The sequence below is a fragment of the Corynebacterium aurimucosum ATCC 700975 genome (assembly GCF_000022905.1).
Classification (GTDB): domain Bacteria; phylum Actinomycetota; class Actinomycetes; order Mycobacteriales; family Mycobacteriaceae; genus Corynebacterium; species Corynebacterium aurimucosum_F.
In genome coordinates this window covers 2,428,190-2,451,319 of sequence record NC_012590.1, presented here as the reverse complement: position 1 = coordinate 2,451,319, position 23,130 = coordinate 2,428,190, and the positions used below count along the sequence as shown (strand labels likewise).

22 protein-coding genes are annotated in these 23,130 nt (G+C 63.5%); 19 read left to right on the top strand and 3 right to left on the bottom strand.

Features of this window, described 5'->3' with window-relative positions:
- Positions 1 to 86: 86 nt before the first annotated feature.
- From CAURI_RS11800 to CAURI_RS11790, 3 genes are read left to right on the top strand one after another with little or no spacing between them, the layout of a single operon-like run.
- Complete coding sequence (locus CAURI_RS11800) at positions 87 to 773, top strand: ABC transporter ATP-binding protein (RefSeq protein ID WP_010188804.1); 687 nt, start codon at positions 87 to 89, stop codon at positions 771 to 773.
- Positions 770 to 2,170, top strand: coding sequence for an FtsX-like permease family protein (locus tag CAURI_RS11795; protein WP_010188806.1), 1,401 nt, complete (start codon positions 770 to 772; stop codon positions 2,168 to 2,170). Before CAURI_RS11800 ends, CAURI_RS11795 begins: the two co-directional genes overlap by 4 nt.
- Positions 2,167 to 3,099, top strand: a complete 933-nt coding sequence (locus CAURI_RS11790; RefSeq protein WP_010188808.1) for a S41 family peptidase — start codon at positions 2,167 to 2,169, stop codon at positions 3,097 to 3,099. The genes CAURI_RS11795 and CAURI_RS11790 overlap by 4 nt, the downstream gene beginning before the upstream one ends.
- A 33-nt stretch (positions 3,100 to 3,132) precedes the next feature.
- Here the strand turns inward: CAURI_RS11790 and CAURI_RS11785 are convergent, their stop codons facing one another.
- Both CAURI_RS11785 and CAURI_RS11780 read right to left on the bottom strand, forming a co-directional pair.
- Positions 3,133 to 3,966: an endonuclease domain-containing protein gene (locus CAURI_RS11785; RefSeq protein WP_012715317.1), complete on the bottom strand. Its 834-nt coding sequence runs from the start codon at positions 3,964 to 3,966 to the stop codon at positions 3,133 to 3,135.
- Positions 3,967 to 4,161: 195 nt separating this feature from the next.
- Positions 4,162 to 4,635, bottom strand: a complete 474-nt coding sequence (locus CAURI_RS11780; protein WP_010188812.1) for an inorganic diphosphatase — start codon at positions 4,633 to 4,635, stop codon at positions 4,162 to 4,164.
- 69 nt (positions 4,636 to 4,704) lie between these two features.
- On the opposite strand from CAURI_RS11780, the gene dacB reads away from it, so the two are divergent.
- The 13 genes from dacB to CAURI_RS11715 are packed head-to-tail and all read left to right on the top strand — an operon-like array spanning position 4,705 to position 16,594.
- Entirely contained in the window at positions 4,705 to 5,991 is a 1,287-nt protein-coding gene (dacB, locus tag CAURI_RS11775) for a D-alanyl-D-alanine carboxypeptidase/D-alanyl-D-alanine endopeptidase (protein ID WP_010188814.1), read from the top strand.
- Positions 5,981 to 6,934: a tRNA lysidine(34) synthetase TilS gene (gene tilS, locus CAURI_RS11770; protein WP_012715316.1), complete on the top strand. Its 954-nt coding sequence runs from the start codon at positions 5,981 to 5,983 to the stop codon at positions 6,932 to 6,934. Before dacB ends, tilS begins: the two co-directional genes overlap by 11 nt.
- Positions 6,924 to 7,511: a hypoxanthine phosphoribosyltransferase gene (hpt, locus tag CAURI_RS11765; RefSeq protein ID WP_010188817.1), complete on the top strand. Its 588-nt coding sequence runs from the start codon at positions 6,924 to 6,926 to the stop codon at positions 7,509 to 7,511. The genes tilS and hpt overlap by 11 nt, the downstream gene beginning before the upstream one ends.
- Positions 7,512 to 7,560: 49 nt before the next feature.
- Positions 7,561 to 10,017: an ATP-dependent zinc metalloprotease FtsH gene (gene ftsH, locus CAURI_RS11760; protein WP_010188818.1), complete on the top strand. Its 2,457-nt coding sequence runs from the start codon at positions 7,561 to 7,563 to the stop codon at positions 10,015 to 10,017.
- On the top strand, positions 10,007 to 10,597 hold the full coding sequence (folE, locus tag CAURI_RS11755) for a GTP cyclohydrolase I FolE (RefSeq protein WP_010188819.1): 591 nt from the start codon (positions 10,007 to 10,009) through the stop codon (positions 10,595 to 10,597). Before ftsH ends, folE begins: the two co-directional genes overlap by 11 nt.
- Positions 10,598 to 10,602: 5 nt before the next feature.
- Complete coding sequence (folP, locus tag CAURI_RS11750) at positions 10,603 to 11,532, top strand: dihydropteroate synthase (RefSeq protein WP_010188820.1); 930 nt, start codon at positions 10,603 to 10,605, stop codon at positions 11,530 to 11,532.
- 3 nt (positions 11,533 to 11,535) lie between these two features.
- Entirely contained in the window at positions 11,536 to 11,907 is a 372-nt protein-coding gene (folB, locus tag CAURI_RS11745) for a dihydroneopterin aldolase (RefSeq protein ID WP_010188821.1), read from the top strand.
- Entirely contained in the window at positions 11,907 to 12,377 is a 471-nt protein-coding gene (folK, locus tag CAURI_RS11740) for a 2-amino-4-hydroxy-6-hydroxymethyldihydropteridine diphosphokinase (protein WP_010188822.1), read from the top strand. The genes folB and folK overlap by 1 nt, the downstream gene beginning before the upstream one ends.
- A gap of 3 nt (positions 12,378 to 12,380) precedes the next feature.
- Positions 12,381 to 12,854 (top strand): DUF3180 domain-containing protein, encoded by a 474-nt coding sequence (locus tag CAURI_RS11735; protein ID WP_010188824.1) that lies wholly within the window; start codon positions 12,381 to 12,383, stop codon positions 12,852 to 12,854.
- Positions 12,855 to 12,859: 5 nt separating this feature from the next.
- Positions 12,860 to 14,173, top strand: a complete 1,314-nt coding sequence (locus CAURI_RS11730) for a DUF4229 domain-containing protein (protein ID WP_010188826.1) — start codon at positions 12,860 to 12,862, stop codon at positions 14,171 to 14,173.
- On the top strand, positions 14,174 to 14,851 hold the full coding sequence (locus CAURI_RS11725) for a Rossmann-fold NAD(P)-binding domain-containing protein (RefSeq protein ID WP_012715315.1): 678 nt from the start codon (positions 14,174 to 14,176) through the stop codon (positions 14,849 to 14,851).
- A complete protein-coding gene (locus CAURI_RS11720) occupies positions 14,833 to 15,606 on the top strand; it encodes a pantoate--beta-alanine ligase (protein WP_041729627.1) in 774 nt (257 codons plus the stop codon). Before CAURI_RS11725 ends, CAURI_RS11720 begins: the two co-directional genes overlap by 19 nt.
- A 40-nt stretch (positions 15,607 to 15,646) precedes the next feature.
- The gene (locus CAURI_RS11715; protein WP_010188837.1) at positions 15,647 to 16,594 is read left to right on the top strand and encodes a 2-dehydropantoate 2-reductase; all 948 of its coding nucleotides are present in this window, start codon (positions 15,647 to 15,649) and stop codon (positions 16,592 to 16,594) included.
- Positions 16,595 to 16,623: 29 nt separating this feature from the next.
- On the opposite strand, the gene CAURI_RS11710 is transcribed toward CAURI_RS11715, so the two are convergent.
- On the bottom strand, positions 16,624 to 18,720 hold the full coding sequence (locus tag CAURI_RS11710; RefSeq protein ID WP_010188839.1) for a PhoX family protein: 2,097 nt from the start codon (positions 18,718 to 18,720) through the stop codon (positions 16,624 to 16,626).
- Positions 18,721 to 18,891: 171 nt separating this feature from the next.
- Between CAURI_RS11710 and lysS the strand changes: the two genes are divergently transcribed.
- The 3 genes from lysS to CAURI_RS11695 all read left to right on the top strand — a co-directional run bounded on the left by lysS (position 18,892) and on the right by CAURI_RS11695 (position 23,124).
- Entirely contained in the window at positions 18,892 to 20,466 is a 1,575-nt protein-coding gene (gene lysS / locus CAURI_RS11705; RefSeq protein ID WP_010188841.1) for a lysine--tRNA ligase, read from the top strand.
- A gap of 142 nt (positions 20,467 to 20,608) precedes the next feature.
- On the top strand, positions 20,609 to 21,553 hold the full coding sequence (locus CAURI_RS11700) for a hypothetical protein (protein ID WP_010188844.1): 945 nt from the start codon (positions 20,609 to 20,611) through the stop codon (positions 21,551 to 21,553).
- A 170-nt stretch (positions 21,554 to 21,723) separates the two neighbouring features.
- Positions 21,724 to 23,124: an MDR family MFS transporter gene (locus CAURI_RS11695; RefSeq protein WP_010188846.1), complete on the top strand. Its 1,401-nt coding sequence runs from the start codon at positions 21,724 to 21,726 to the stop codon at positions 23,122 to 23,124.
- The last annotated feature ends 6 nt before the right edge of the window (positions 23,125 to 23,130 follow it).

The window sequence follows — 23,130 nt, the reverse complement described above, 5'->3', positions numbered from 1 at the left end:
CGACTACAGGGGTAGTGCTGGCACTACCTTAAAGAGCAACGCTAGGACTGTTCTTTATGAGGGCCCTTCACGGTGAAATGAGAGACATGGCACAGACACTTTCCCTGACAGACATCACCAAGGATTTCGGCGGCGGCCCGGTGCTCGCCGGAATCTCCCTCGACGTTGAAACGGGCGAGCTCGTGGCCGTCATGGGGCCGTCTGGTTCCGGCAAGTCCACGCTGCTGCACTGCATGTCCGGCGTGCTGACCCCCACGCACGGCAGCGTGCGCTACGGGGATGAGGAGCTCTCCGCGCTTGGCGACGGCCCCCGCTCCCGCCTCCGCCTTCGCAACTTCGGCTTCGTCTTCCAAGACGGCCAGCTCTTGCCGGAGCTGAGCAACGTGGACAACGTGGCACTTCCAGCGATGCTCAACGGCGCTTCGCGTGGTGCGGCCCGCAAGCGCGCGATGGAGCTGCTGGACCAGCTGGGCCTGGGTGGTTTGGCGGAGCGTCGCCCGGCGCAGGTCTCCGGCGGCCAGGCACAGCGCGTGACCATTGCGCGTGCGCTGGTGGCTTCTCCGGGCGTCGTCTTCGCCGATGAGCCGACTGGTGCGCTGGATCAGTCCACCGGTCACGAGGTCATGCAGATGCTGACCACCATCGTGCGTCAGTCCGGTGCCAGCCTGGTCATGGTCACGCACGACCCGAAGGTGGCCGACTGGATGCAGCGCCGCGTGGAGATCCGCGATGGCATCATCCACGATGACCGCCGCCTCGAGGTGATCCGATGAACACCGCGACTTTAGTCTTTGACCTGCAGCGCGAATCGATTCGCGCGCGCTCGGGCACGGGTATTGTCTCGCTTCTGGCAATTGTGAGCCTGACCATTGGTTCCGCCATCGCCTTCCTGGTTGCGGGTGGTACCTGGATGTTCTGGGAGCGCGCTCAGCATGTCGAGGAGGCTGCGCCGACTCTCCAGGAGGCCTTCGGCAATGAGATGGAGGCCTTCCTCTATCCCTGGTTCGCCCTGGCCCTGCTGGCCTGCGCGTTTATTCTTCCGGCGCTGTTCAACCTCACCGCCCAAGCCGCCGTCCTGGGTGCTTCCGGCCGGGAGCAGCGCCTGGCCACCCTACGCTTGTTGGGATTGAGTTCCCGCCAGGTGGAGCGCATGGTCATCGTCGAGACGGGCCTGCAGGCCATCATCGGCATCGTGCTCGGCGGGCTTATCAGCCTGCTCGTCGCGCCGGTCTTTACCCAGGTGGATTTCCAGATGCGTTCTATTGCTGTATCCGAGATTCTCCTCCCGTGGTGGGGCTACCTGGCCGTGGCCGGTGTGCTCTTCCTGCTGGCCATCGGCGCCGCACTCGCCGGCATGCAGCGCGTGCGCGTGAGCCCGCTGGGCGTCGCCAAGCGCCAGATGCCTGCGGCCTACCGCTGGTGGCGCGTCATTGTCTTCCTCATCATCGCGGGTATCGGTGGTGTTCTGCTTTCCGGCAAGGCGGGGCCGCCGACCGCTATGGTCATCGTGGTCATGTTCGGCATGGTGATGAGCATCAACCTCATTTCCCCTTTCATCCTGCAGCTCGGCGCACACATCATGTCCCTCTTTCCTGGAAACGCGCACTTCGTGGCCTGCCAGCGCGTAGCGGGTAACGCACGCCCGGCATGGAAGCGGAGTGCTGCCATCGGCTTCTTCGGATACTTGACGGGCTTCCTCGTTGCCGCGCCCCTGGGCTCTGATGCCTTGGCCATGGTTCTGAAGGAAGACCCGGGGATGAACGTGGTGTTCAAAGACATCTCCACTGGTGTTCTATTAACCCTCATTTTTGGCTTCACACTGACCACCATGTCCATCATCCTGGGCCAGGTTTCCGGCATCTTTGAGGACAAGGAGCTCATCCGCTCCCTGGATCTCATGGGCGTGCCGCGCGGATTCCAGTTCCGCTCCGGTGCCCTGACCATCATGGGGCCGGTGGTGGGCTTGAGCTTCTTCGGTTTCCTTTTTGGCGGCAGTATCGCCGCGCTGATGTTCTTCTCCAGCGTCGAGCAAAGCAATGTCGACGTTCTCGGCCGCATGCTCATGGCCTTTGGTTTCCTGGCCGTAGGCTGGCTGGTCACGCTGCTCGCCATTGTCCTTGTTGAACCCTTGCGCGGCTACGTGCTGCGCACGGGAGGAAGGAAAGAATGAAAACTGTACTGAAAATTTTCGGCGGACTCTTTCTCGTTGCCCTCATCGCCGTGGCCGCGGCTGTGTACTTCTTCGGCCCCTCCTATGGTGGGGCGCTGCTGGGCAAGCCCTATTTCCTCTTCAATGCCAGTGAGAAGCGCATCAACACCGCGATGGTGGACACCGCAGCTATCTCCGGAATTTATGGCGAGAGCGAGGAATTCCAGCGCGCCCGCGAGGCCTTCAAGGAGGACCCCACGAACGCCGAGCTCCTCGATGCCGCCATCAACGCCGCCGGCGGCAAACACTCCAACGTTTTTAGCACCGAAAAGGAGAAAGCCGCCGAAAGCACTGAGCCTTCGGTCGACTTCAAAGACGGCGTCCTGCGCGCTGCCGTGCCCTCCATCGGCCGCCACGATGACGGCCAGGCCTACGCCGACACGCTCGCTCAAGGTCTGACCGCCCACCCGGAGGCCTGTGCTGCCGTGGTGGACCTGCGCGGCAATGGCGGCGGTGACATGGGCCCGATGTACGCGGGCTTAAGCCCCCTGCTGCCGGATGGCACCGCGCTCTCCTTCGTTAGCCGCATGGGCACATCTGATGTGGTCATCGATGGCAATTCCGTCACCGGTGGCGGCACACCCACCACCACGTCGGGCGGCAAGCTCGACGTTCCCGTCGCCGTGCTTACCGACGACGAGACCGCCTCCTCCGGCGAGGCCACCCTCCTGGCTTTCCGTGGGCTTGACAACGTGCGCACCTTCGGCGAGCCGACTGCCGGCTATGCCTCCGCCAACGTGGTCCTGGATTATCCGGATGGCCGCTCGCTCATGCTCACTACGGCCAAGGACAAGGCGCGCACGGGCGAGGAATTCGCCGAGGACCCCATCGCTCCCGATGCCTCGGAATCTGAGCTCGACGGCTGGCTCGCATCCCACTGCAGCTCCTAATTACGTTGCGGCTCCCAAGTACGTTGCGGCGACCTAGCCGCAACGCTCGCCTTCCCACCGCCAGTAGTGGTGCCACTTCCACGGCGGAGGAATGAACTCACCCCGCCCTTTAATGACCGCGAGAACCTGGTGAACAGCGACGTCAAGGTGGTGCTCAATCGTGGCGGCGGTGAAGTGGAGGGGCCGGTAGCCGCGCTGGATGGCGTCGTTAAGCTTCTGGCGGTCGATTTCGAAACGCTGCCGGTTCTCGCCTTTGTGATAGGCGTATCCGTCCACCTCGATGGCCACCTTGTGCTCCTCTAGGAGCAGGTCCCAGCGGTAGGGCCCAACCCGCACGTTGTTGCGGACCTTGACGTGGGGCTCGAGACCCCGGGTCAGGTCGCGCTCCGGCTTGCTATCCGCCCCGACGATGGCCTTTTCCAGCACCTCACGCGTGTGCTTGGGCAGGCGGCGAAAGTCCAACTGCTCGGTCTCGATGCGCGAGCGCCCGTGCGGCCCAGCGAAGAAGGCCTCGATGAAGGCCACGGCATCCTCCTGCGCCATCGCCTCGATACATTGCAGCGGGCTGCAGACGTTCACCCCGTTCATGCTGCCCAGCGCCTTGGGCCGCGCCCGCCTGCTGCGAAAGTACGTGCTTGATGCCATCGTTCCTGCGCGCAGGAAGTGAAGCGGAAAAGTCAGCTCTTGGCCAAGATATTGCTGGGCGGCAGAATAGCCATCCAAGGCTGAGTCTGGCCAACGCCGCGAGACGATTTCAGCGAGCTCGCGCGGCGTTGGCACCGCAGATAAATACAGACCGCGACAAATCTTGATTGCTTGCCCCTTAGCCGCGCGGCGAGTGCCCGCGTGTCCCTCGAAAATTTCCATGTGCCCCCGATGAGTACGTTTCTAACAAATAAACCCCCAGAAACCGCTGTTTTCGGCCCCCTATTTGATCGAATCGTACGTCACGAATGAGGAGTTGTCGCGGTGACAAAGAAAAAGGACGTTTCGATCAAATAAGGCCTCTCAACCCCCCGAGTCTGGGGCCCTATTTGATCGAAACGTCCCTAGAAACGCGAATTACTTGAAGCGAGCCTTAGCCTCTTCGAGGATCTTCTCTGCCTCAGCCTTGTCGCCCCAGCCGGAGCCGGTAACTTCCTTGTTCGGCTCCAGGTCCTTGTAGCGGGTGAAGAAGTGCTCGATCTCATCCTTGATGTGCTGCTCCACATCGTTGATGTCCTGGTAGCGCTCCCAGCGCGGGTCATCGACGACGGCGAGCAGCTTGTCGTCGCCGCCGGCCTCATCGGTCATCTTGAACACGCCGAGGACACGAGCCTCCACAACAACGCCGGGGAAAACCGGCTCCGGGAGGATCACCAGTGCATCCAACGGGTCGCCGTCCTCACCCAGGGTGTGGTCGATGAAGCCGTAGTCAGCCGGGTAGGCCATCGGGGTGAACAGGTAGCGGTCGAGGTGGACCTTGCCGGTCTCGTGGTCGATCTCGTACTTGTTGCGGGAGCCCTTAGGGATCTCGATGGTTACTTCAACGCTCACGGCTGAATCCTCCATAACTAATAGGTTGGTATGTGCTCCGCTTAGTCTACCGCGCTAGTCTAAAGGGCGATGAAAGCTAAGCATGTCTGGTGGAGTACTGCGGCCCTCGTCACGGCTGGTGCCGTGGCGGCGACGGCCGCCGTGGGCGTAGAAGTCCAGCGCACCTACGATCACCTGGACCACGGCCAGCCCTATAAGCAGGAAGAACCCACAACACTGGTCCAGCCCGTCGAGCCCGGCGATATCGACGCCGCTGCGCTTAAAGCCAGGTTGGATGAGCTGGGCAAGGACAAGGCTTTAGCCACCTTCGGCGGGCAGGTCATTGACACCACCACCCACGAGGTGCTGTGGGAGCGCGAGCCTGCGAAGCCGCTGACCCCGGCCTCCGCCACCAAGGTCCTTACCCTCGCCGCAGCAACACTTGCTCTCGATGAGGAAGAACGCCTCACCACCGAAGTGGTCACAGGTGAGCACGAAGGCGAAGTCGTTATCAAGGCCACTGGCGATGTCTGGCTGACGGACGAGCGCCTCGATGAGCTGGCGGAACAGATCCAGCAGAAGATGGATACCGTCACGCGGGTCTCCATCGACACCTCCATCTGGGCCGGCCCCGACCAGGCACCGGGCTGGGACGATGACAATATCGACGGCGGTTATGTCGCCCCCATCCAGCCGGCCATGCTCTATGGCGGGCGCATCGGGGAGAAGACCGGTGACGTTCCGCGCTCCCGCGAGCCTGCCCTCGATGTTGCCCGCGCGTTGGCCACCCGCCTGGGTACCGACAAGGCGGATATCGCCGCTTCCCCTGAAAACTCCGAGGTCATCGCCACTACGGAATCCGAGCCGCTGGCCTTGCGAGCCCAGCAAGCCGCGAAAGATTCTGACAACGTCATGGCGGAGGCCATCGCCCGCGAGCTAGCCGTCAGCCAGGGCACGGAAGCAAGCTTCGAGGGCGCCACGACGGCCATCCTCGACGAGCTGCGCGGCGCCGGCATCGACGTCAATGGCGTCACCCTCAAAGACGGCTCCGGCCTCTCCCGCGATAACCGCATTCCCGCCGGGCTCCTCGCCCACATCGCGGACCAAGCCGTAGGCACCGACGAGCTACGCCCACTCCTGGGCTACCTCCCTCTCGCCGGCGGCGAAGGAACCCTCTACGAGCGCTATCACGAGTCGCCCGCCCGCGGGTACGTCCGCGCCAAGACCGGCACCCTCACGGGAACTTCCGCGCTGACCGGCACCGCCCAGGGGCAGTCGGGCCGCGTTTACGCCTTCGCCTTCTTAGTCAACGATGGTGAAGTCACCTCCGCCCGCCAGGCCCAAGATGCTCTCGCCGCTGCGCTCCATGACTTCTAAGAAACCTTTTTGGCCGCGCACAAGCCCCAACTTCTTGGCCTGCCGCGTCGCTGCGCGCGCCGTGGTGGGTGAGCAACCGCGCGCCATCGCGGTGGGCCTGTCCGGCGGCGCCGATTCCTTGGCGCTGACCGCAGCACTCCTCGCGGAGGGGCACGATGTGACAGCGCTGTGCGTCGACCACGGTTTGCAGGAAGGCTCGGCCGCGCAGGCGCGCCGGGCTGCCGAGCAGGCCCGCGCCTTGGGAGCGGGGGCGGAGGTGTTGCGGGTGGACGTCGGCAAGCAAGGCTCCGTGGAGGCCGAAGCCCGCGCCGCCCGGTACCGTGCCTTCGCGCCCTGGGGTGAGGTGGCGGTGGCGCATACCGCCGATGACCAGGCCGAAACCCTGCTGTTGAGCGTTCTGCGGGGAAAGGTCGCGGGCATGCGCGAGCGCTCCGCGGTCGAAGGTGTACACGTCCTGCGCCCCCTGCTCAGCGTGCGCCGCGCCCAGACCGAGACCGCCTGCGCGGAGCTGGGGCTGGAGGTCTGGCAGGATCCTCAGAACCAGGATGCGTCTTTCCGGCGTGTGGCGCTGCGCCGCGAGATCCTCCCGCGCCTGCAGGAGATCGTGGGCGGAGACCCCGTGCCGGCCTTGGCTCAGGCTGCCCACGACGCCGCGCTTGACGACGCCCTCCTCAGCACCCACCCCACCACCGACTGCACCGCGCTGGCCGCTCTCCCAGAACCGAAGCGCCGCCGGGCGATCGCCGCGTGGCTGCGCGAGGAAGGAGTAGAGGTTACTCGCGAGGCAGTGCGCGGCATCGATGCCCTGTGCACGCGGTGGCATGGACAGGGCCCCGTCGCCGTCCGCAGCGAAAAGAGAGGTACAAGGTTGGAAGTCGCACGCGTTGGTGGCAAACTGTCACTATTGCCTCGGTCAGCAAAGGAGCGCTCACGTGCACGATAACCATGATTTAGCCGTCCCCGCCAATCCTTATGGAGAGGACATCAAAAACGTTCTCATCACCGAAGACGATCTTCAGGCGCGCATCCAGGAGATGGCGGATCGCGTGTCCGAGAAATACAGCAACACCGACGAGGACCTCATCTTGGTCTGCGTGCTCAAGGGCGCGGTCTTCTTCCTGACGGATTTCGCCCGCAAGCTGGCTATCCCGTCCCAGCTGGAGTTCATGGCGGTGTCCTCCTACGGTAATTCAGCCTCCTCCTCGGGTGTGGTGCGCATTCTGAAGGACTTGGACCGGGATATCGAGGGCCGCGATGTGGTCATCGTGGAGGACATCATCGATTCCGGCCTGACCTTGTCCTGGCTCATCCGCAACCTGCAGGGCCGCCAGCCGCGTTCCCTGGAAGTGGTCACGCTGCTGCGCAAGCCCGAGGTGGTCAAGGCGGAGCTGGATCTCTTCGATGTCGGCTTTGATATCCCGAATGAGTTCGTCGTGGGCTATGGCCTGGATTTCGCGGAGCGCTACCGCGACCTGCCTTACGTGGGCACCCTGGAGCCTGCGGTCTACAGCAACGACTAGTCTTTTCTTGCCCTCTTTGGTTTGAGGCCTCGAATTTGCAAGGTAATTAATGAAAAACAAGAACATCATCCGCTATGGCTCGATTGCGGGCCTGGTTCTCATTCTGCTGTACGCCTTTACGTTCTTTAGCAACGATGCCCGGAGCTTCAAGCAGGTCGACACCTCCGTGGCCATGGAGCAGTTGAGCTCTAAGAACGTCGAGGAAGCGCAGATCGATGATCGCGAGCAACAGGTGCGCCTCAAGCTCAGAGAACCGGTGACGGTAGAAGAGCAGGAGGGCATCGAGGAAGTCATTGCCAAGTACCCGGCACGCGCCTCCGAGCAGGTCTTCAACGCGGTGAAGGATTCTGGTGCGGATAAGTACCAGACCAAGGTCACGCAGGACTCCTTCATTGGCTCCATGATCAGCTTCCTGCTGCCGATGCTGATCCTCTTCGCGTTGCTGTTCTGGATGATGACCCGCATGCAGCAGGGCGCGGGCGGCATGTTCGGCATCGGTGGCTCCAAGGCGAAGGAGCTGACCAAGGACATGCCCACCAACACCTTCGCGGATGTGGCCGGCGCGGATGAAGCTGTGGATGAGCTGCAGGAGATCAAGGACTTCCTGGATGATCCGGAGCGCTACCATGAGCTGGGTGCGAAGATCCCGCGCGGCGTGTTGCTTTATGGCCCGCCGGGTACCGGTAAGACCCTTCTGGCCCGCGCCGTTGCGGGCGAGGCTGGTGTGCCCTTCTATTCCATTTCTGGTTCCGACTTCGTGGAGATGTTCGTCGGCGTGGGTGCCTCCCGCGTGCGCGACCTGTTCAAGCAGGCCAAACAGAATAGCCCGTGCATCATCTTCGTCGATGAGATTGACGCCGTGGGCCGCCAGCGTGGTTCCGGCACCGGCGGTGGACACGATGAGCGCGAGCAGACCCTGAACCAGCTGCTCGTGGAGATGGATGGCTTCGGCGACCGTGAAGGCGTCATCCTCATCGCCGCGACCAACCGCCCCGATATCCTGGACCCTGCGCTTCTGCGCCCCGGCCGCTTCGACCGCCAGATCCCGGTGACCAACCCGGACCTGGCCGGCCGCGAGCAGATCCTGCGCGTGCACGCCAAGGACAAGCCACTGGCCAAGGAAGTCGACGTGGCACAGCTGGCCAAGCGCACCGCTGGCATGTCCGGTGCGGACCTGGCCAACGTGCTCAACGAGGCCGCCCTGCTCACCGCGCGCATCGGCGGCAACGTCATTACCTATGACGCGTTGGAGGAGGCCACCGACCGTGTCGTCGGCGGCCCGCGCCGCCAGGGCAAGATCATTTCCGAGCACGAGAAGAAGGTCACCGCCTACCACGAGGGCGGCCACACCCTGTCCGCGTGGGCGCTGAAGGATATTGAGCGCGTCTACAAGGTGACCATCTTGGCCCGCGGACGCACCGGCGGCCACGCCATGACCGCGCAGGAAGACGATAAGGGCATGTACACCCGCGATGAGCTTTTCGCTCGCCTCGTCTTCGCCATGGGCGGGCGCGCCGCAGAGGAGCTCGTGTTCGGCGCACCCACCACCGGTGCATCCTCCGATATCGAGCAGGCCACCAAGATCGCGCGCTCCATGATCACGGAGTACGGCTTCAGCCCGGATTTGGGCACCGTCAAGTACGGAAAGGAGCAGGGCGATCCCTTCGCCTATGCCGCCGGCGGCGGCTCCATCGACTACTCGGATGCCGTGGCCGCCAAGATTGATGAGCAGATGGCCTACCTGCTGGACCGCGCGCACCAGCAGGCCTATGACATCCTGTCCGAGCACCGCGACTACCTGGATAAGCTCGCCGAGATGCTCTTAGAGAAGGAAACCCTGCGCCGCCCGGACCTCGAGGGCATCTTCGAGGGCATCGAGCCTCGCGAGGCTTTTGACGTCTTCCCGAACGAGGACGATCGCTTCCCGCGCCAGGCTGGCCGCGAGCCGGTGAAGACCCCGGTCGAGCTTGCCCAGGAGCGCGGTGAGGAGCTACCGAAGCGCATGACGCTTCTCGACGCCTCCCGTGCCGCCCGCGAGCGCCGCCAGGCGGAGCTCGAGCGCGCGAAGGAGAACGGCGACGAGACGGCCGCCGCGACAGCGGCGGCGCCGGTCGAGGAGATCGGCTTCAGCTTTGGCCAGCACGCAGGTGACTACGTGGATCCGGAGAAGGGCAATACCTTCTTCGGCGAGTCCGATATCACCGAGCCCACCGGTCGCGAGCTCAGCGCAGACGAGGCCGCCAGCGATGGGGCGCAGGAGGAAACCGTGGCCCCAGAGCAGGCCGGACCCAGCCACGAGGACACGCAAGAGATTCCGCGTGTGCCGAATGCCGCTGCTCCGCAGCCAGAATCCCAGCCGCAACCAGAACCTCAGCCGCAGCCGCGCGAACCGGAACGCCGCGGTCGCCATGCCAAGCCAGAAGGCCACTCCTGGGGAGCACCCGGCTGGGGAGAGAACGAATACCGCAACAACCCATACAAGGACGGCCAGAACAATGAGCGATAACATCCCGGCGCAGCGCGAGTTCGATCACGAGCGCGCCGAAGCCGCCGTCCGTGAGCTGCTCATCGCGGTGGGCGAGGACCCCGACCGCGAGGGCCTGCGCGAGACCCCGGCCCGCGTGGCCCGCGCCTATGCCGAGGTCTTCGCAGGACTCCACCAGGATCCGACTGAGGTCCTGCACAAGACCTTTGCCGAGGAGCACCAAGAGCTCGTCCTCGTGCGCGATATCCCCATCTACTCCACCTGCGAGCACCACCTCGTGCCCTTCTACGGCACAGCGCATATCGGCTATATCCCTGGCACCGACGGACACGTCACCGGACTGTCCAAGCTGGCTCGCCTGGCGGACATGTACGCCAAGCGCCCGCAGGTGCAGGAGCGGTTGACCAGCCAGATCGCCGATGCACTGGTGGAGGTTCTCCACGCGCAGTCCGTCATCGTCGTCATCGAGTGCGAGCACCTGTGCATGGCCATGCGCGGCATCCGCAAGCCGGGGGCGACCACGACGACCTCCGCGGTGCGCGGCGGATTCAAGAAGAATGCCGCCTCCCGCGCGGAGGTCATGAGCTTGATTAGGAGCTAGCAGCAATGGCAGTCAGCGATCTCACTGTTCCCGGCCGCACGCTGGTCATGGGCATCGTCAACGTCACCGAGGATTCCTTCTCCGACGGTGGGCGCTGGATCAATATCGACGATGCACTCAACCACGCCCGCCACCTTGTCGCCTGTGGCGCGGACATGATCGATGTCGGCGGCGAGTCCACCCGCCCGGGTGCGGTGCGCGTAGCGGCCGAGGAGGAAGAGCGCCGCGTCGTGCCCGTTATCAAGGCGCTGCGCGAGGAGGGGATTAAGACTTCCGTGGACACGATGCGGGCCTCGGTTGCTCAAGCCGCCGCGGAGGCAGGTGTCGACATGATCAACGACGTCTCTGGTGGTGCTGCCGACCCAGACATGTACCGCACCATGGCGGCCACCGGCCTGCCGGTGTGCCTCATGCACTGGCGCACCGTCCAATTCGGCTCGGCCGCCGGTGTGGCCGACCACGGCGGGGACGTTGTGCGCGATGTCCACGAATCCCTGGCGAAGCTCGCCGATAACGCCCTGCAGGCGGGTGTGTCCCACGACAATATCGTCGTGGATCCGGGCCTGGGATTTGCCAAGTCCCCGCAGGATAACTGGGCTTTGCTCAAGGCTCTTCCGGAGTTCCTCCAGGGCGAATTCCCGCTGCTTGTGGGCGCGTCCCGCAAGCGCTTCCTCGCCGCCATCCGGGAGGATCGCGGTGCCGAGTCCAGCCCGCTGCTCGCGGACCCGGCAACTGCAGCTGTCACCGCCATCTCCGCGCAGATGGGGGCCTGGGGCGTGCGCGTGCACGAGGTGGAAGTCTCGCGCGATGCTGTGGATGTCGCCGCGGCGTGGAACGCGGGCGCGGCTTACACCGGTGGCGCGCATGCCTCCGGCAGCTATGCCAACGGCGCGGACGGCGGCACAGTGGTGTCCACCTCTTTGGGAAAGGCTTAAATTATGGCGGATCGCATCGAACTCACCGGCCTGGAGTGCTTTGGCTACCACGGCGTCTTCGAGGAAGAGAAGAAGACGGGGCAGCCCTTCATCGTGGATATCACCTGCTGGTTGGACACCGCGGGCATCGAGGATGACCTGTCCCGCACGGTGAATTACGCCGAGCTTGCCGACGTCGCCGCAGACATCGTCGAGGGCCCCTCCCGGGACCTCATCGAGACGGTGGCTGAGGAGGTCGCCGAGACCGCCATGCAGCGTTTTGAGATCCTCCACGCTATTGAGGTGACCATCCACAAGCCGAAAGCACCCATCCCACGCACCTTCGCGGATGTGGCCGTCGTGGCCCGCCGCTCCCGGAAGAGGATGGCAGGCTAATGCGAGCTGTCTTGTCCATCGGTTCCAACATGGAGGACCGCCGCGCGCTGCTGCAGACCGTCTTTGATGAGTTTGCTGCCGAGACAGTCGCTGCCTCCCCGGTCTTTGCCACCCCGCCGTGGGGCGTGACCGACCAAGATGAATTCCTCAACGCGGTGCTCATCGTAGACGTGGAATGCACCCCGCTGGAGTTGCTGCGCCGCGGCCAGAAGCTGGAGGAGGCCGCTGAGCGCGTGCGCGTGCGGCACTGGGGTCCGCGCACCCTGGACGTGGACATCGTGCAGATAGACGGCGTTACCTCTGATGATCCGGAGCTCACCCTCCCGCACCCCTATGCGCACGAGCGCGCCTTCGTGCTCGTGCCGTGGTTGGCTGCGGATGAGCACGCACGACTCAACGGCACCCCGGTGCGCGAGCTCATCGCGGGCCTCGATGAGGACGAGGTCGCAGCGGTGAAGGAAGTGGGGTAGGCGATGAAGAGGACGTCGATCGGCGCGCTCGTCGGCGTGGCCCTCTTCGTGGCCGCAGCGGCCGCCATCCTCACCACCCGCTTTTATGGCTCCATGCTGGCCATCCCAGCAACGGTATCGATTTCCCTGTGGGCCATGGCCGTGGTGTGCGGCGTCCTTACCCTCAAAGTCCGCAACGCTAAAAATGATGAGCACGGCATCGGCCTGGACAACTCGCAGCTGAATCCCATGACCATCGCGCAATTCCTGCTCGTCGGTAAAGCCTCCGCGTGGACGGGCGCCATCGTGGGCGGGGCCTATGCGGGCATAGCGGTCTACGTGGTGCCGCGCGCCGGTGAGCTCGTCGCTGCGGCTGGTGACCTGGCCGGGGTGGTGTCCTCAGCGCTGGGTGGTGCAGCGATGTGCGTTGCCGGAGTGGTGTTGGAGCGACACTGCGAGGTGCCACCTCCAACTGATGCGGCACAAGCGGTAAGTTAGTGGGCATGACGAGCCCGCACTACGCCCCTGAGCCCCAGCACGAGTCGGCCCCGGACGATCATCCGACGACCCAGTTTTCTGCGCAGCTGGACTCCCAGCCGCCAACGTCGGCAGAGACTTCAGAGATTTCTGAGTCCGGTTCGAAGACGGATGCTGGCTCCATTGGGCTCATCGTCTTAGTCATCCTCGCGGTCATTGCCAGCCTGGTCATGCTGATCTCAGGTTCGGCGAACGCACTGAAGATCGCCCTGCTGGCTTCCCTGTGGGCCGCGGTGCTGGGCTTCTTCCTGGTGGTGCGCTACCGCCGCCAGGCCCATGAGGCCAAGGAGCTTTTGGCAGTAGAGCGCGCCCATGCCGCATCCACCGTGACCGCTTCCGGAGCTTCCACTACGGACAACAGTCAGGTCCTGGCGGAAATCCGCTCTGAGCTGGAAGCTATCCGCGCCCAAATCGAGGAGATCTCCGGACGCGAGTGGGTTTATGAGCCTGCCGCCCTGTATGCGGAGGCTCGCCGCATCCAGGAGCTGGAGCGCAAGGCCGGCGGCGCAGGCGTGGATGAGCGCGGCGATGCCCCCAACGTGAACTTCACCCAGAAGTCCGGTGGCGCGCCGTCTGCCGACGCCGTGGCAGGCCGCCTCGGCACGCAGCCGACCCACCCGGTGAGCAACCCGCTGGATAACCTGCTCGCAGATAATGCTCGTGGCAATGCCCAGCAGCCTGCTCCGAAGCCAGCCGCGAAGCCTGCTCAGCAACCCACTCCGAAGCCAGCGGCGAAACCCACCGAGCGGCCTTCCGCGAAACCCGCCGGGAAACCCGCAGATCAGCAGGGCACCCGCCCAGCTCCGTCTTCCTTCGGTGCACCACAGCCCTCTCAGCACCGTCCCCCGGCGTTTCGCCCCATGGGTGAGCCGCAGCAGAAGCCGCAGCAGAAGCCGCAGGCGCCGCAGCCGCAGCCGCAGGCCGAGAAGCCACAACCCAAGGCAGAACAGCCACAGGCACGCGCGGAGCAAAAGCCGCAGCAGTCCCAGCCAAAGGCCCAGTCGAAGCCGCAGCCGAAGGCGCCGGAGTTTAAGACCGATAGCTTCCAGGCCGTGCAGTGGAACCAGGGTGCCGCGGGTGCGCAGCACGTCAAGGAGGATGCTGGCGCCGCGCAGCAGCCCCACCACCGTCACCGCAAGCCGGATGTAGACAGTGCACAGCCCGATACCCGTGGCCGTCGCCGCAGCGATGAACGCCGCGAGGGTGCTGTCTCCGTGGCGGAGCTCATGGCACGCAGCAAGCGCCGGAAGGAACAGCAGAACAAGGGTGACAAGAAGTAGATGCAGGCACCACGCATGCGGGTGGCGGTCTGGGGTAACTCCCGGGCCGGCCGCAACTTCGCGCAGCGCTTGGAGTGGGCCGGGCATACAGTCGAGAGCCTTGAGGACCCCGCCCAGTTGGACCGCTTCGATGCACTGATTATCGCTGCAACGGCGAGAGAGCTGGAGGCGGCTGTGGGGGATGTGGCCAAGCACGTGCGCCCGAGACAGATCGTCATCCATACCTCGTTGCTGGCCGGTGTGGAAGCACTCGATGACCTGGAAACGCGCGGGTGTGTGACGATTGCCGCAGCGCCCCTGGGTGACTCCTACGCGGTGGGCACTCTCGATGAGGTAGCGGAAACCGTCATTGGTCTGCTGCTATCGGAGATTTCCCAGTCCGCAGAAACGGTGCCGGAGGAGCAGCGCGCCGAACGTGCCGCACGGTTGTACTACGCGGAGATGCTCGGTGCACTCAGCGTGTGGGCGGCGATAAAGGCGGGGATTATCGAAAACTTTATGGGCAGCGCCTTCGACCTCGACGCCGGTGACATCATCGATTCCTATCCCGCCGCCGTAGAACTCGGTATGGCGCGCAACTACCGCGACGTCGCCCGCATGGTGGGCGAGCAGGAGAAGATTGAAGAATTGGAACTGTGGGCAGTAAGAAAGGAAGCGCCGTGGCAGAACAACTCCTAGTGGAGGACATTGAGCGCATCCGCATGGTCGGCAGCGCTTACCGCAAGACGGGCAAGCGCGTGGTGCTCGTGCCGCTGGGCCGCGACATCCATGCCGGGCACCTGGCCTTGGTGCAAGCGGCGCAGCGCGTCCGCGGTGGCATCGTGGTCGTGGCTGTGGACCCAGAGACGGACATCTCTGCCCTCGACGGTGTTGATGTGGTGTGGCGCTATGGCGAGCAGAGCCAGCGCACGCGGGTCCTCGCGCCCGATCACGGCATGGAGGATGTGAGCGCGGAGCTGACCCGCATTGTGGCGCTGACCTGTGCCTTGGGTCCTAGCGATGTGTTCATGGGGGAGAAGGACTACGAGTTGCTCGTGGCCACCCAGCAGGCTTTTACGGACCTCCACATCGCGGCGCGTGTGCAGGGTGTGCCTTCGGTGCGCATGCCCGATGGCGTGGTGATGAGCCTGCGCAATGCTGACGTCGCACCCGAAGCCCGCGAGCAAGCCAGCGCGCTGTCAGCGGCACTTACCGCCGGTGCATACGCGGCGGAGTCCGGGGCCGAAGAGGTCGTGCGCGTGGCACGTGAAGTGTTAGCTGCCGCGGGCGTTGAGCCGGAGTACGTGGAGCTGCGCGGACGCGACCTAGGAGAGCCGCCCGCAGAGGGTGACGCCCGCCTCTTTATCGCCGCCACCATCGGCGGCGTGCGGCTTATCGATAACGCGGGCGTGCCGTTGGGAATTGGGTTCCGTAATCTAGAACAGCGCGGATAAAAAGTCTGTGGCGCAGGTCTCCACCAGTTAGGTTGGAGACATGAAGATTGGAATTCTGGGAGCCGGCGCCATCGGCGGATACTTTGGCGGAAAACTGAAAGCAGCGGGCCACGACGTCGCCTTCGTCGCCCGTGGTGAGACCTTGCGGGTGCTGGGGGAGACGGGCGTGACGTTGATCGACGCCCACGCGGAACCCGCTAGCACCGAGGTGATTAAGGTCCCGGCTGCGCAAACCTTTGCTGAGGTCAAGAAGCTCTTGGGTGGACTGGACGTGGCGATTATCGCGTCGAAGGCGCTGCCAGGCAATGAGACCTTTGGCAGTGCGGAGGACCGCGAGGCCCTGCAGGGGATCCCGGTGGTGACTACGCACAACTCGGTCGAGATTCCGTACTTGGCGGCCGAGGAATTCGGGGAGGAAAACATCCTTGCCGGTGTCGCTCGCGTTTATGCCACTCGCCTGGGGCCGGCGCAGATCAAGCGCAACCCAGGGCCCTTGGCATTAGCCTTTGGGCCGCTGAGTGCCAACGCCCCGGAGTCCCTGCGGCGTACGGGCGAGGAGCTGGCGGCCGCGCTGAAGGAGGCGGGTGCCTCCAGCAAGTTCCACGACGCCGCGCTTGTCGACGTCTGGTCGAAAGCCATGTTCGTCACCCCGACCGGAACCTTGGGCGCCTTGGCGGATAAACCGATTGGGTACCTCTGCCAGGAAATCCCCGGCCAGCTCGAGGCCTTCATGCGGGAAGTCGAGGCTGTCGGCCGCGCTCTCGGCGTGGAGCTGCCGGAGAACGTGGTGGAACAGACCATGGAGTTTGCCCGCCAGCAGCACCCGGACAGCACGTCCTCGATGCAGCGCGATATCAAGGAGGGCCTGCCGAATGAATTAGACGCCCAGGTCGGAGCGATCCGACGCATGGGCGTCAAGGCTGGGGTTGCAACCCCGTTGTGGGACTTCGCGCAGGAGGTGCTGGAGGCGCAGCTGCGCACCGCTTAAAGGTAATTAGGCGGTAAGGCGGCGGTGCCTTATTCGGTACCGATCTTGCCGTCCTTCTTCCACACCACAACCACGGCCGGGCGCGGGGTGGACTTACCGCCGTCGGGCCAGTGGGAGGTGGCGTTCTCAAAGGTGGCGTCGTCAGCCTCGCCCGGGTGCTGAACGTTGACCATGACGCGGTCATCGTCGACGATCGGCCCACAGGTCTCCGCACCAGCCGGGACGGTGAGGAAGCACTTGAGCTCGCCGCGGGTCTCACCCTCGGTGGTCACAGCGTAAAGGCCGTCGTTGGAGTCCAGCGCGTTGCCGTCAGTGGAGATCCACAGGTTGCCGTGATTGTCGAAGGCCAGGTTATCCGGGCAGGAAATCGGGGAGACCTTCTCTTTATCGAAGCCACCGAAGTAGGTGCTGGCCTCACGCGGGTCACCACAGACCAGGAAGAGGTTCCAGGTGAACTTCTCGCCGGCGTGGTCATCCTCGAGCTCCATGACCAGGCCGTTCTTGTTCTCCTTAACCGGAGCCCATTCCTTGGCGTCTTCCTTGTTCTTCTTGGCGTTCTCGCCGGTGGCGCCGCGGTACTTGTTGTTGGTCAGCGCGATGTAGACCTTCTCGGTCTCCGGGTGAACTTCAACGTCCTCTGGGCGGTCCATCTTGGTGGCGCCCACCTTGTCGGCGGCCTCACGGGTAAAGACGGCGACCTCCTCTGCGGACATGCCGTCCACGTGAGACTCGAACTTGTTGTTCTCCGTATCGGAGGTCAGCAGCTTGACCCACTCGCCGCTGCCGTCGAAGGCGCCATCCTCCGGCAGGACACCGGAGCCGTCGATTTCCTTCTCCGGGGAGTTTCCTTCCATCTTGGCCACGTACAGGGTGCCGTGGTCCAGGATGGTCATGTTGTGCTCCAGGTCGCCTTCCTTGTACTTCTTGGAGGAGACGAACTTGTAGACGTACTCAAAGCGGGAGTCATCGCCGGAGTAACAGACCACGGTGCCATCCTTGGTGATGTGGATGTTGCCGGCCTCGTGCTTGAAGCGGCCCACAGCGGTGTGCTTAATCGGGGTGGACTTCGGGTCCAGCGGGTTGATCTCCACGAGCCAGCCAAAGCGGTTCGGCTCGTTCGGCTCCTTGGTTACATCGAAGCGGTCATCGTACTTTTCCCACTTACGGTCGGACGGGCCCTCCTCGATGCCGAAGCGCTTGAGGGATTCAGCGGCCTTCTCATCCTTGATGTCGCCACCGGCGAAGTACTGGTCGAAGTTCTCTTCGCCGGAGAGCATGGTGTTCCACGGGGTCACGCCACCGGAGCAGTTGTTGAGGGTACCCAGGACCTTCTCACCCTTCGGGTCAGCGGAGGTCTTCACCAGGTCGGTGCCCTTAGCTGGGCCCACCAGGGTGAACGGGGTGGTGGCGGTGATGCGGCGGTTGAGCGGGCCGAATTCGCGCTTGAGCTCGCCGGAGCCCTTCACCTTGGATACCTCGAGGATGGTGTGACCGTGGCCAGCCCAGCCGATCTTCACCTGCTCCTCTGTGGGGTTCTCCGGGTCGTAGTTCGGGAACATCATCGGCTCGGTGGTGTACTCGTGCGAGCACATGTAGATCATGCGGTTCTTATCATCCGGGTGCTCGATGAGGCCGGCGAAGTCATTGTTGAAGCCGAACTGCTTCTCCGCATCCGCGGCGGTCTGGTTGTTGACGTCGAATTCCGGCGCGCCCTCGATGACCGGGTCACCCCAGGCAATCAGGACGGTCTGCTCATAGCCCTTCGGGATGACTACCTCATCTTTGGTATTGGCGTCCACAGCTTCAAAGTGCATGCCCTCGGCGGAGGTGAGCTCGATGTCAGAACCCTTGACCTCGCTGGTCTTGTTAGAGGAGCCGCCAGCCGCAGATCCATTGTCATCCGGTGCAGCGCACGCAGCCAGCGCAGAGGAACCACCGACGGCGACGACGGCCAGGCCACCGGCGCGTAGGGCGGTACGGCGGGGGAACTGGTCACCGAAGTAAGGGTTATCGGAGGTGTTCTCGCACTCGCCGAAGCAGGCATTACCGCACTTGTAGGTGCAGGTAAGAGAAGAACGAGAAGAGGTAAACATGTTAGCCAAGAGATTACGGCCGTTGAGTGCCATGAAAGTTATGCTCCAAAAATCGAACTCGTTGGTTGCGCGGGGATGGCGCAACGGACGCCCCGAGTTAATACGGTTGAGGTGGCCGCGCGGTTGATGCTGTCTAACCACCAGATGAACACTCTGTGAACCGGGATCGCGCCAGCGTATGGGGATCGACTACCCTAGACAACCGTGAGCGAGAAGAAGAATACTGAAGTTACTGACGTCCCCGAGCAGCTGCGCATTCGCCGCGAGAAACGCGCCCGACTGTTGGAGTCCGGCACCGAGCCTTATCCGGTGACCGTAGACCGCACGATCTCCCTGCGGGATCTCCGCCAGCAGTTCCAGGTCGTTGCCGAGGGCGAAGAGCCGGCCGCGGAAGAGGGCGTCACCTACCTCAGCGCGGGTGAGGAGACTGACGTCGAGGTAGCCATCGCCGGCCGTCTTATCTTCATGCGCAATACCGGCAAGCTGTGCTTTGCCACCTTGCAGGATGGCGATGGCACCCAGGTGCAGGCCATGCTGTCGCTGGCAGAGGTAGGGGAGGAGCGCCTCGCCGCGTGGAAGTCCGACGTTGACCTAGGTGATTTCATCTCCGTCCGGGGTCGCGTTATTGCTTCGCGCCGTGGCGAGCTCTCCGTCATGGCCTCCGAATGGACCATGGCGGCGAAGTCCCTGCGCCCGCTCCCAGTTTCCTTCGCTGACATGAACGAGGAAACTCGCGTGCGTCAGCGCTACAACGACCTCATCGTGCGCGAGGAGGCCCGCAAGAATGCCATGACCCGCGTGAAGGTAATGCGTGCGCTGCGCAACTACCTGGAGGATCAGGGTTTCATGGAGATCGAAACCCCGATGCTGCAGACTCTCCACGGCGGTGCCGCAGCCCGCCCGTTTGTGACCCACTCCAATGCCCTGGACATCGACCTCTACCTGCGCATCGCTCCGGAGCTCTTCCTCAAGCGCGCTGTTGTCGGCGGCATTGACCGCGTCTTTGAGATCAACCGCAACTTCCGCAACGAGGGCGTTGACCGCTCCCACTCCCCGGAGTTCGCCATGCTGGAGACTTACGAGGCATGGGGCGATTACAACGACTGTGCCCGCACCATCCGCGAGTCCATCCAGTCCGTGGCCCGCGCAGTCTTCGGTTCCACCACCGTCACCCTGGCGGATGGCACTGAGTATGATTTCGGCGGCGAAGAGTGGCCGGAGATTGAAATGTACCCCTCCCTCAACGAGGCTCTGCAGCGCAAGTTCCCGGGCCAGCCGGAGGTCACCATCGACTCCACCGTCGAGGAGCTCAAGGCGCTTGCCGACGTCATCGGGCTCGACGTCCCGAAGAACGGCGGTTGGGGCCACGGAAAGTTGGTGGAGGAGATCTGGGAGGTGCTCTGCGAGGACCAGCTTGAGGGCCCGATCTTTGTGAAGAACTTCCCCGTTGAGACCTCCCCGCTGACCCGCCAGCACCGCTCGCAGCCAGGCGTGACGGAGAAGTGGGACCTCTACGTGCGCGGTTTCGAGCTGGCCACCGGCTACTCGGAGCTGGTGGATCCCGTAATCCAGCGTGAGCGCTTCGAGGACCAGGCCCGCTTGGCCGCCGGCGGTGATGAAGAAGCCATGGTTTTGGATGAAGACTTCCTTGCTGCCATGGAGCAGGGCATGCCGCCGACAGCTGGCGCTGGTATGGGCATGGACCGCCTGCTCATGGCCCTGACCGGCCTGGGCATCCGCGAGACCGTGCTCTTCCCAATCGTGAAACCTGAGCACTAGTCTCCGCGCTAGCTTTCTACCTCAACGCACAAGCCTCCGGCCCCGCAGCCGAAGGCTTGTGCGTTGTTTTTGAGGAGCTTTCAGGTTGCTGCAGCCAGGAAACACTCAGCGCGAAGACTGCCTGCGTGGAACAATACAAAACATGAAGAAGCTTCTCTCTATCCTCTCTGCCTCCCTCATGGCCTGCGCCGTGGCCTCGTGTTCTTCGACGAGCGAACCGGCCAGCGATGAGCCACAGTTTCAACAGAACTCAGCCAGCTCTGCAAGCTCTGAATCTGCCTCCAGCAGCTCTACTGAGGCCGCGGCGTCGAGCAGCGCCAAGCCCGATAAAGACAAACCCGGCGGGTTGAAGGAACGCGATCCGCAGGACTTCATGACCGGTGGTGATCTGGCGACCATTCCGAACCCCATCCCAGCCGTCAAGAGCCCGGATGGGCGCGTCCTCTGCCTCATTCACGAAGAGGCTGATGCCCCGAACTGCAAAGTCGAATTTGCCGATCCGCCAATTTATCCAGGGCCGGTTATGCAGAGCTGGAGGGCAAACGCGGTGAGCTACCTCGGCGACCGCGGCTTCTTCCCGGTGTGGGCCATTGAGTTCTATACACCGACAGAGGTTGCAACGCTCAACGAGGGCGAGACCGTCAGCTTTGACGGTGGCACCTTTGAGGCGCTCAGCGGTAACAAATTCGTGGTCAAGGCGAACGGGCACCACTTCACCGTCGAGGACGATGGCCAGTACTACTCCGATACCTTCCCAGCGAAGCCAGATGCGAACGGCATGGCCAACACCGGAGCGGTGTGCGGTGAGAGCGGAACACGCGGGGAGGAGACCGGTTTGGTCTACGTGCAGGAAGATGGCACCGACTGCAATGATGCCATGGAGCTGCTGGATGAATACGCCAACCATGATTGGCAGGCTGGCGAGGGCGGAAACCGTGGCCACCTCACCACTGACCTTGGACACTGTTCCTACGGTGCACCGAAACTGTGGGAGGATACCCCTGAAAACCGTCTGCTGGGCTGCAGTCTGGACAGCGGTGGCAGCATCGTGGTCATCACACCCCGCAACATGGAGACCATGCCCTAAGGCGTATCACGAAGTCATCGCCAGCCGCGGCGGTCTTAAGAAGGCCCGCGGCTTCGCTCATGTGGCATGCCCGGTGACCTTGGGAGTACTCTAAAATCTTCGCGCGCTGACTTTCACAGCTCCAGTGCGAGGTCCACAGAGTTAAGTAGTTGAAAGGTGTGGCTGGCCGCATGTCCGCTGAGATTCCCTCCAAGGTAGTGATCAACCTCAGCATCCTAGTGCTGGGGGCGATGGTCATGATTCTCAACGAGACCTCGCTCTCTGTTGCACTACCAGCCATCATGGCGGACTATGGAATTCCCGCCACGAGCGCGCAGTGGTTGTTGACGGGATTCATGCTCACCATGGCCGTCGTCATCCCGACAACCGGCTTCCTGTTGGAGCGGCTCACCACACGGCAGATTTTCATCGCCTCCGCAGGACTCTTCCTAGCCGGAACCGTGGTGGCGGCCCTCGCCCCGAGCTTCATCGTTTTACTCTTGGGGCGCGTCCTTCAGGCCGGTGGAACCGCGCTGATGATCCCCACTCTCATGACCGTTGCCATGACGTTGGTCCCAGCGCAGCGCCGTGGCACGGTCATGGGCATTATTTCCGTGGTGATTTCCGTCGCCCCGGCACTGGGGCCAACGGTTGGCGGGGCCATTCTCAACCACTTCACCTGGCACGTCATCTTTTGGGCCATGGTGCCGCTCATCGCCCTCATCTTGGTTGCCGGGCTCTGGCGCCTGAGCGATGTTGGTGAGAACCGCGATACCCCACTCGACGGTCTCTCCGTCATCCTTTCCGCGTGCGCTTTCGGCGGTCTGATTTATGGATTGTCCTCGATAGAGAAAATGCTGCAGGGCGGCGCTTGGGTGGATATCGCCGTCACCGTGGTGGGCGTTATCGCGCTCGTCGTCTTCATCCGCCGGCAGAGGCGCCTCGCGCTTGAAGACCGCGCCCTGATGGATCTGCGACCTTTTCGCGTACGCAACTTCACTCTTGCGGTGATCATCCTCGTCCTGTCCTTTGGACTCATGCTGGGAATGGTCACGGTCCTGCCCATTTACCTGCAAACTACCCTGGGCGCTACGGCCTTCGCCACGGGGCTCGCGGTGATGCCGGGAGGCATCCTTCAAGCTTTCCTTTCCCCGATTGTGGGCCGTCTTTTTGATTCCTATGGCCCGCGCCCCCTGATGATTCCGGGCTCACTGTTCATGGTGGCCAGCCTGTGGCTCATGGCCACCTTGGGAGAGAACTCAGCCGTGTGGATGGTCGTGGGCATGCACGTAGTTTTCTCCCTCGGCATGTGTTTGATGATGACGCCGCTGATGACCACCGCGCTGTCCTCACTTCCGGAGAAGCTCTACTCGCACGGCTCGGCCATCATGAACACCTTCCAGCAACTGGCTGGTGCGATGGGAACGGCCTTCCTCGTTGTCTTCCTCACGCGCGGCACCCAGGCCGGCGTCGCGGCGGGGATGGGCCCGGCCGCAGCGACGGCACAGGGAACGCACTGGGCTTTCCTTTTTGCCGGCGTGGCCGGCACCGCCATTGCGGTGATTGCGCCGCTGCTCAAGCGCGTGAATTAGCCGTGA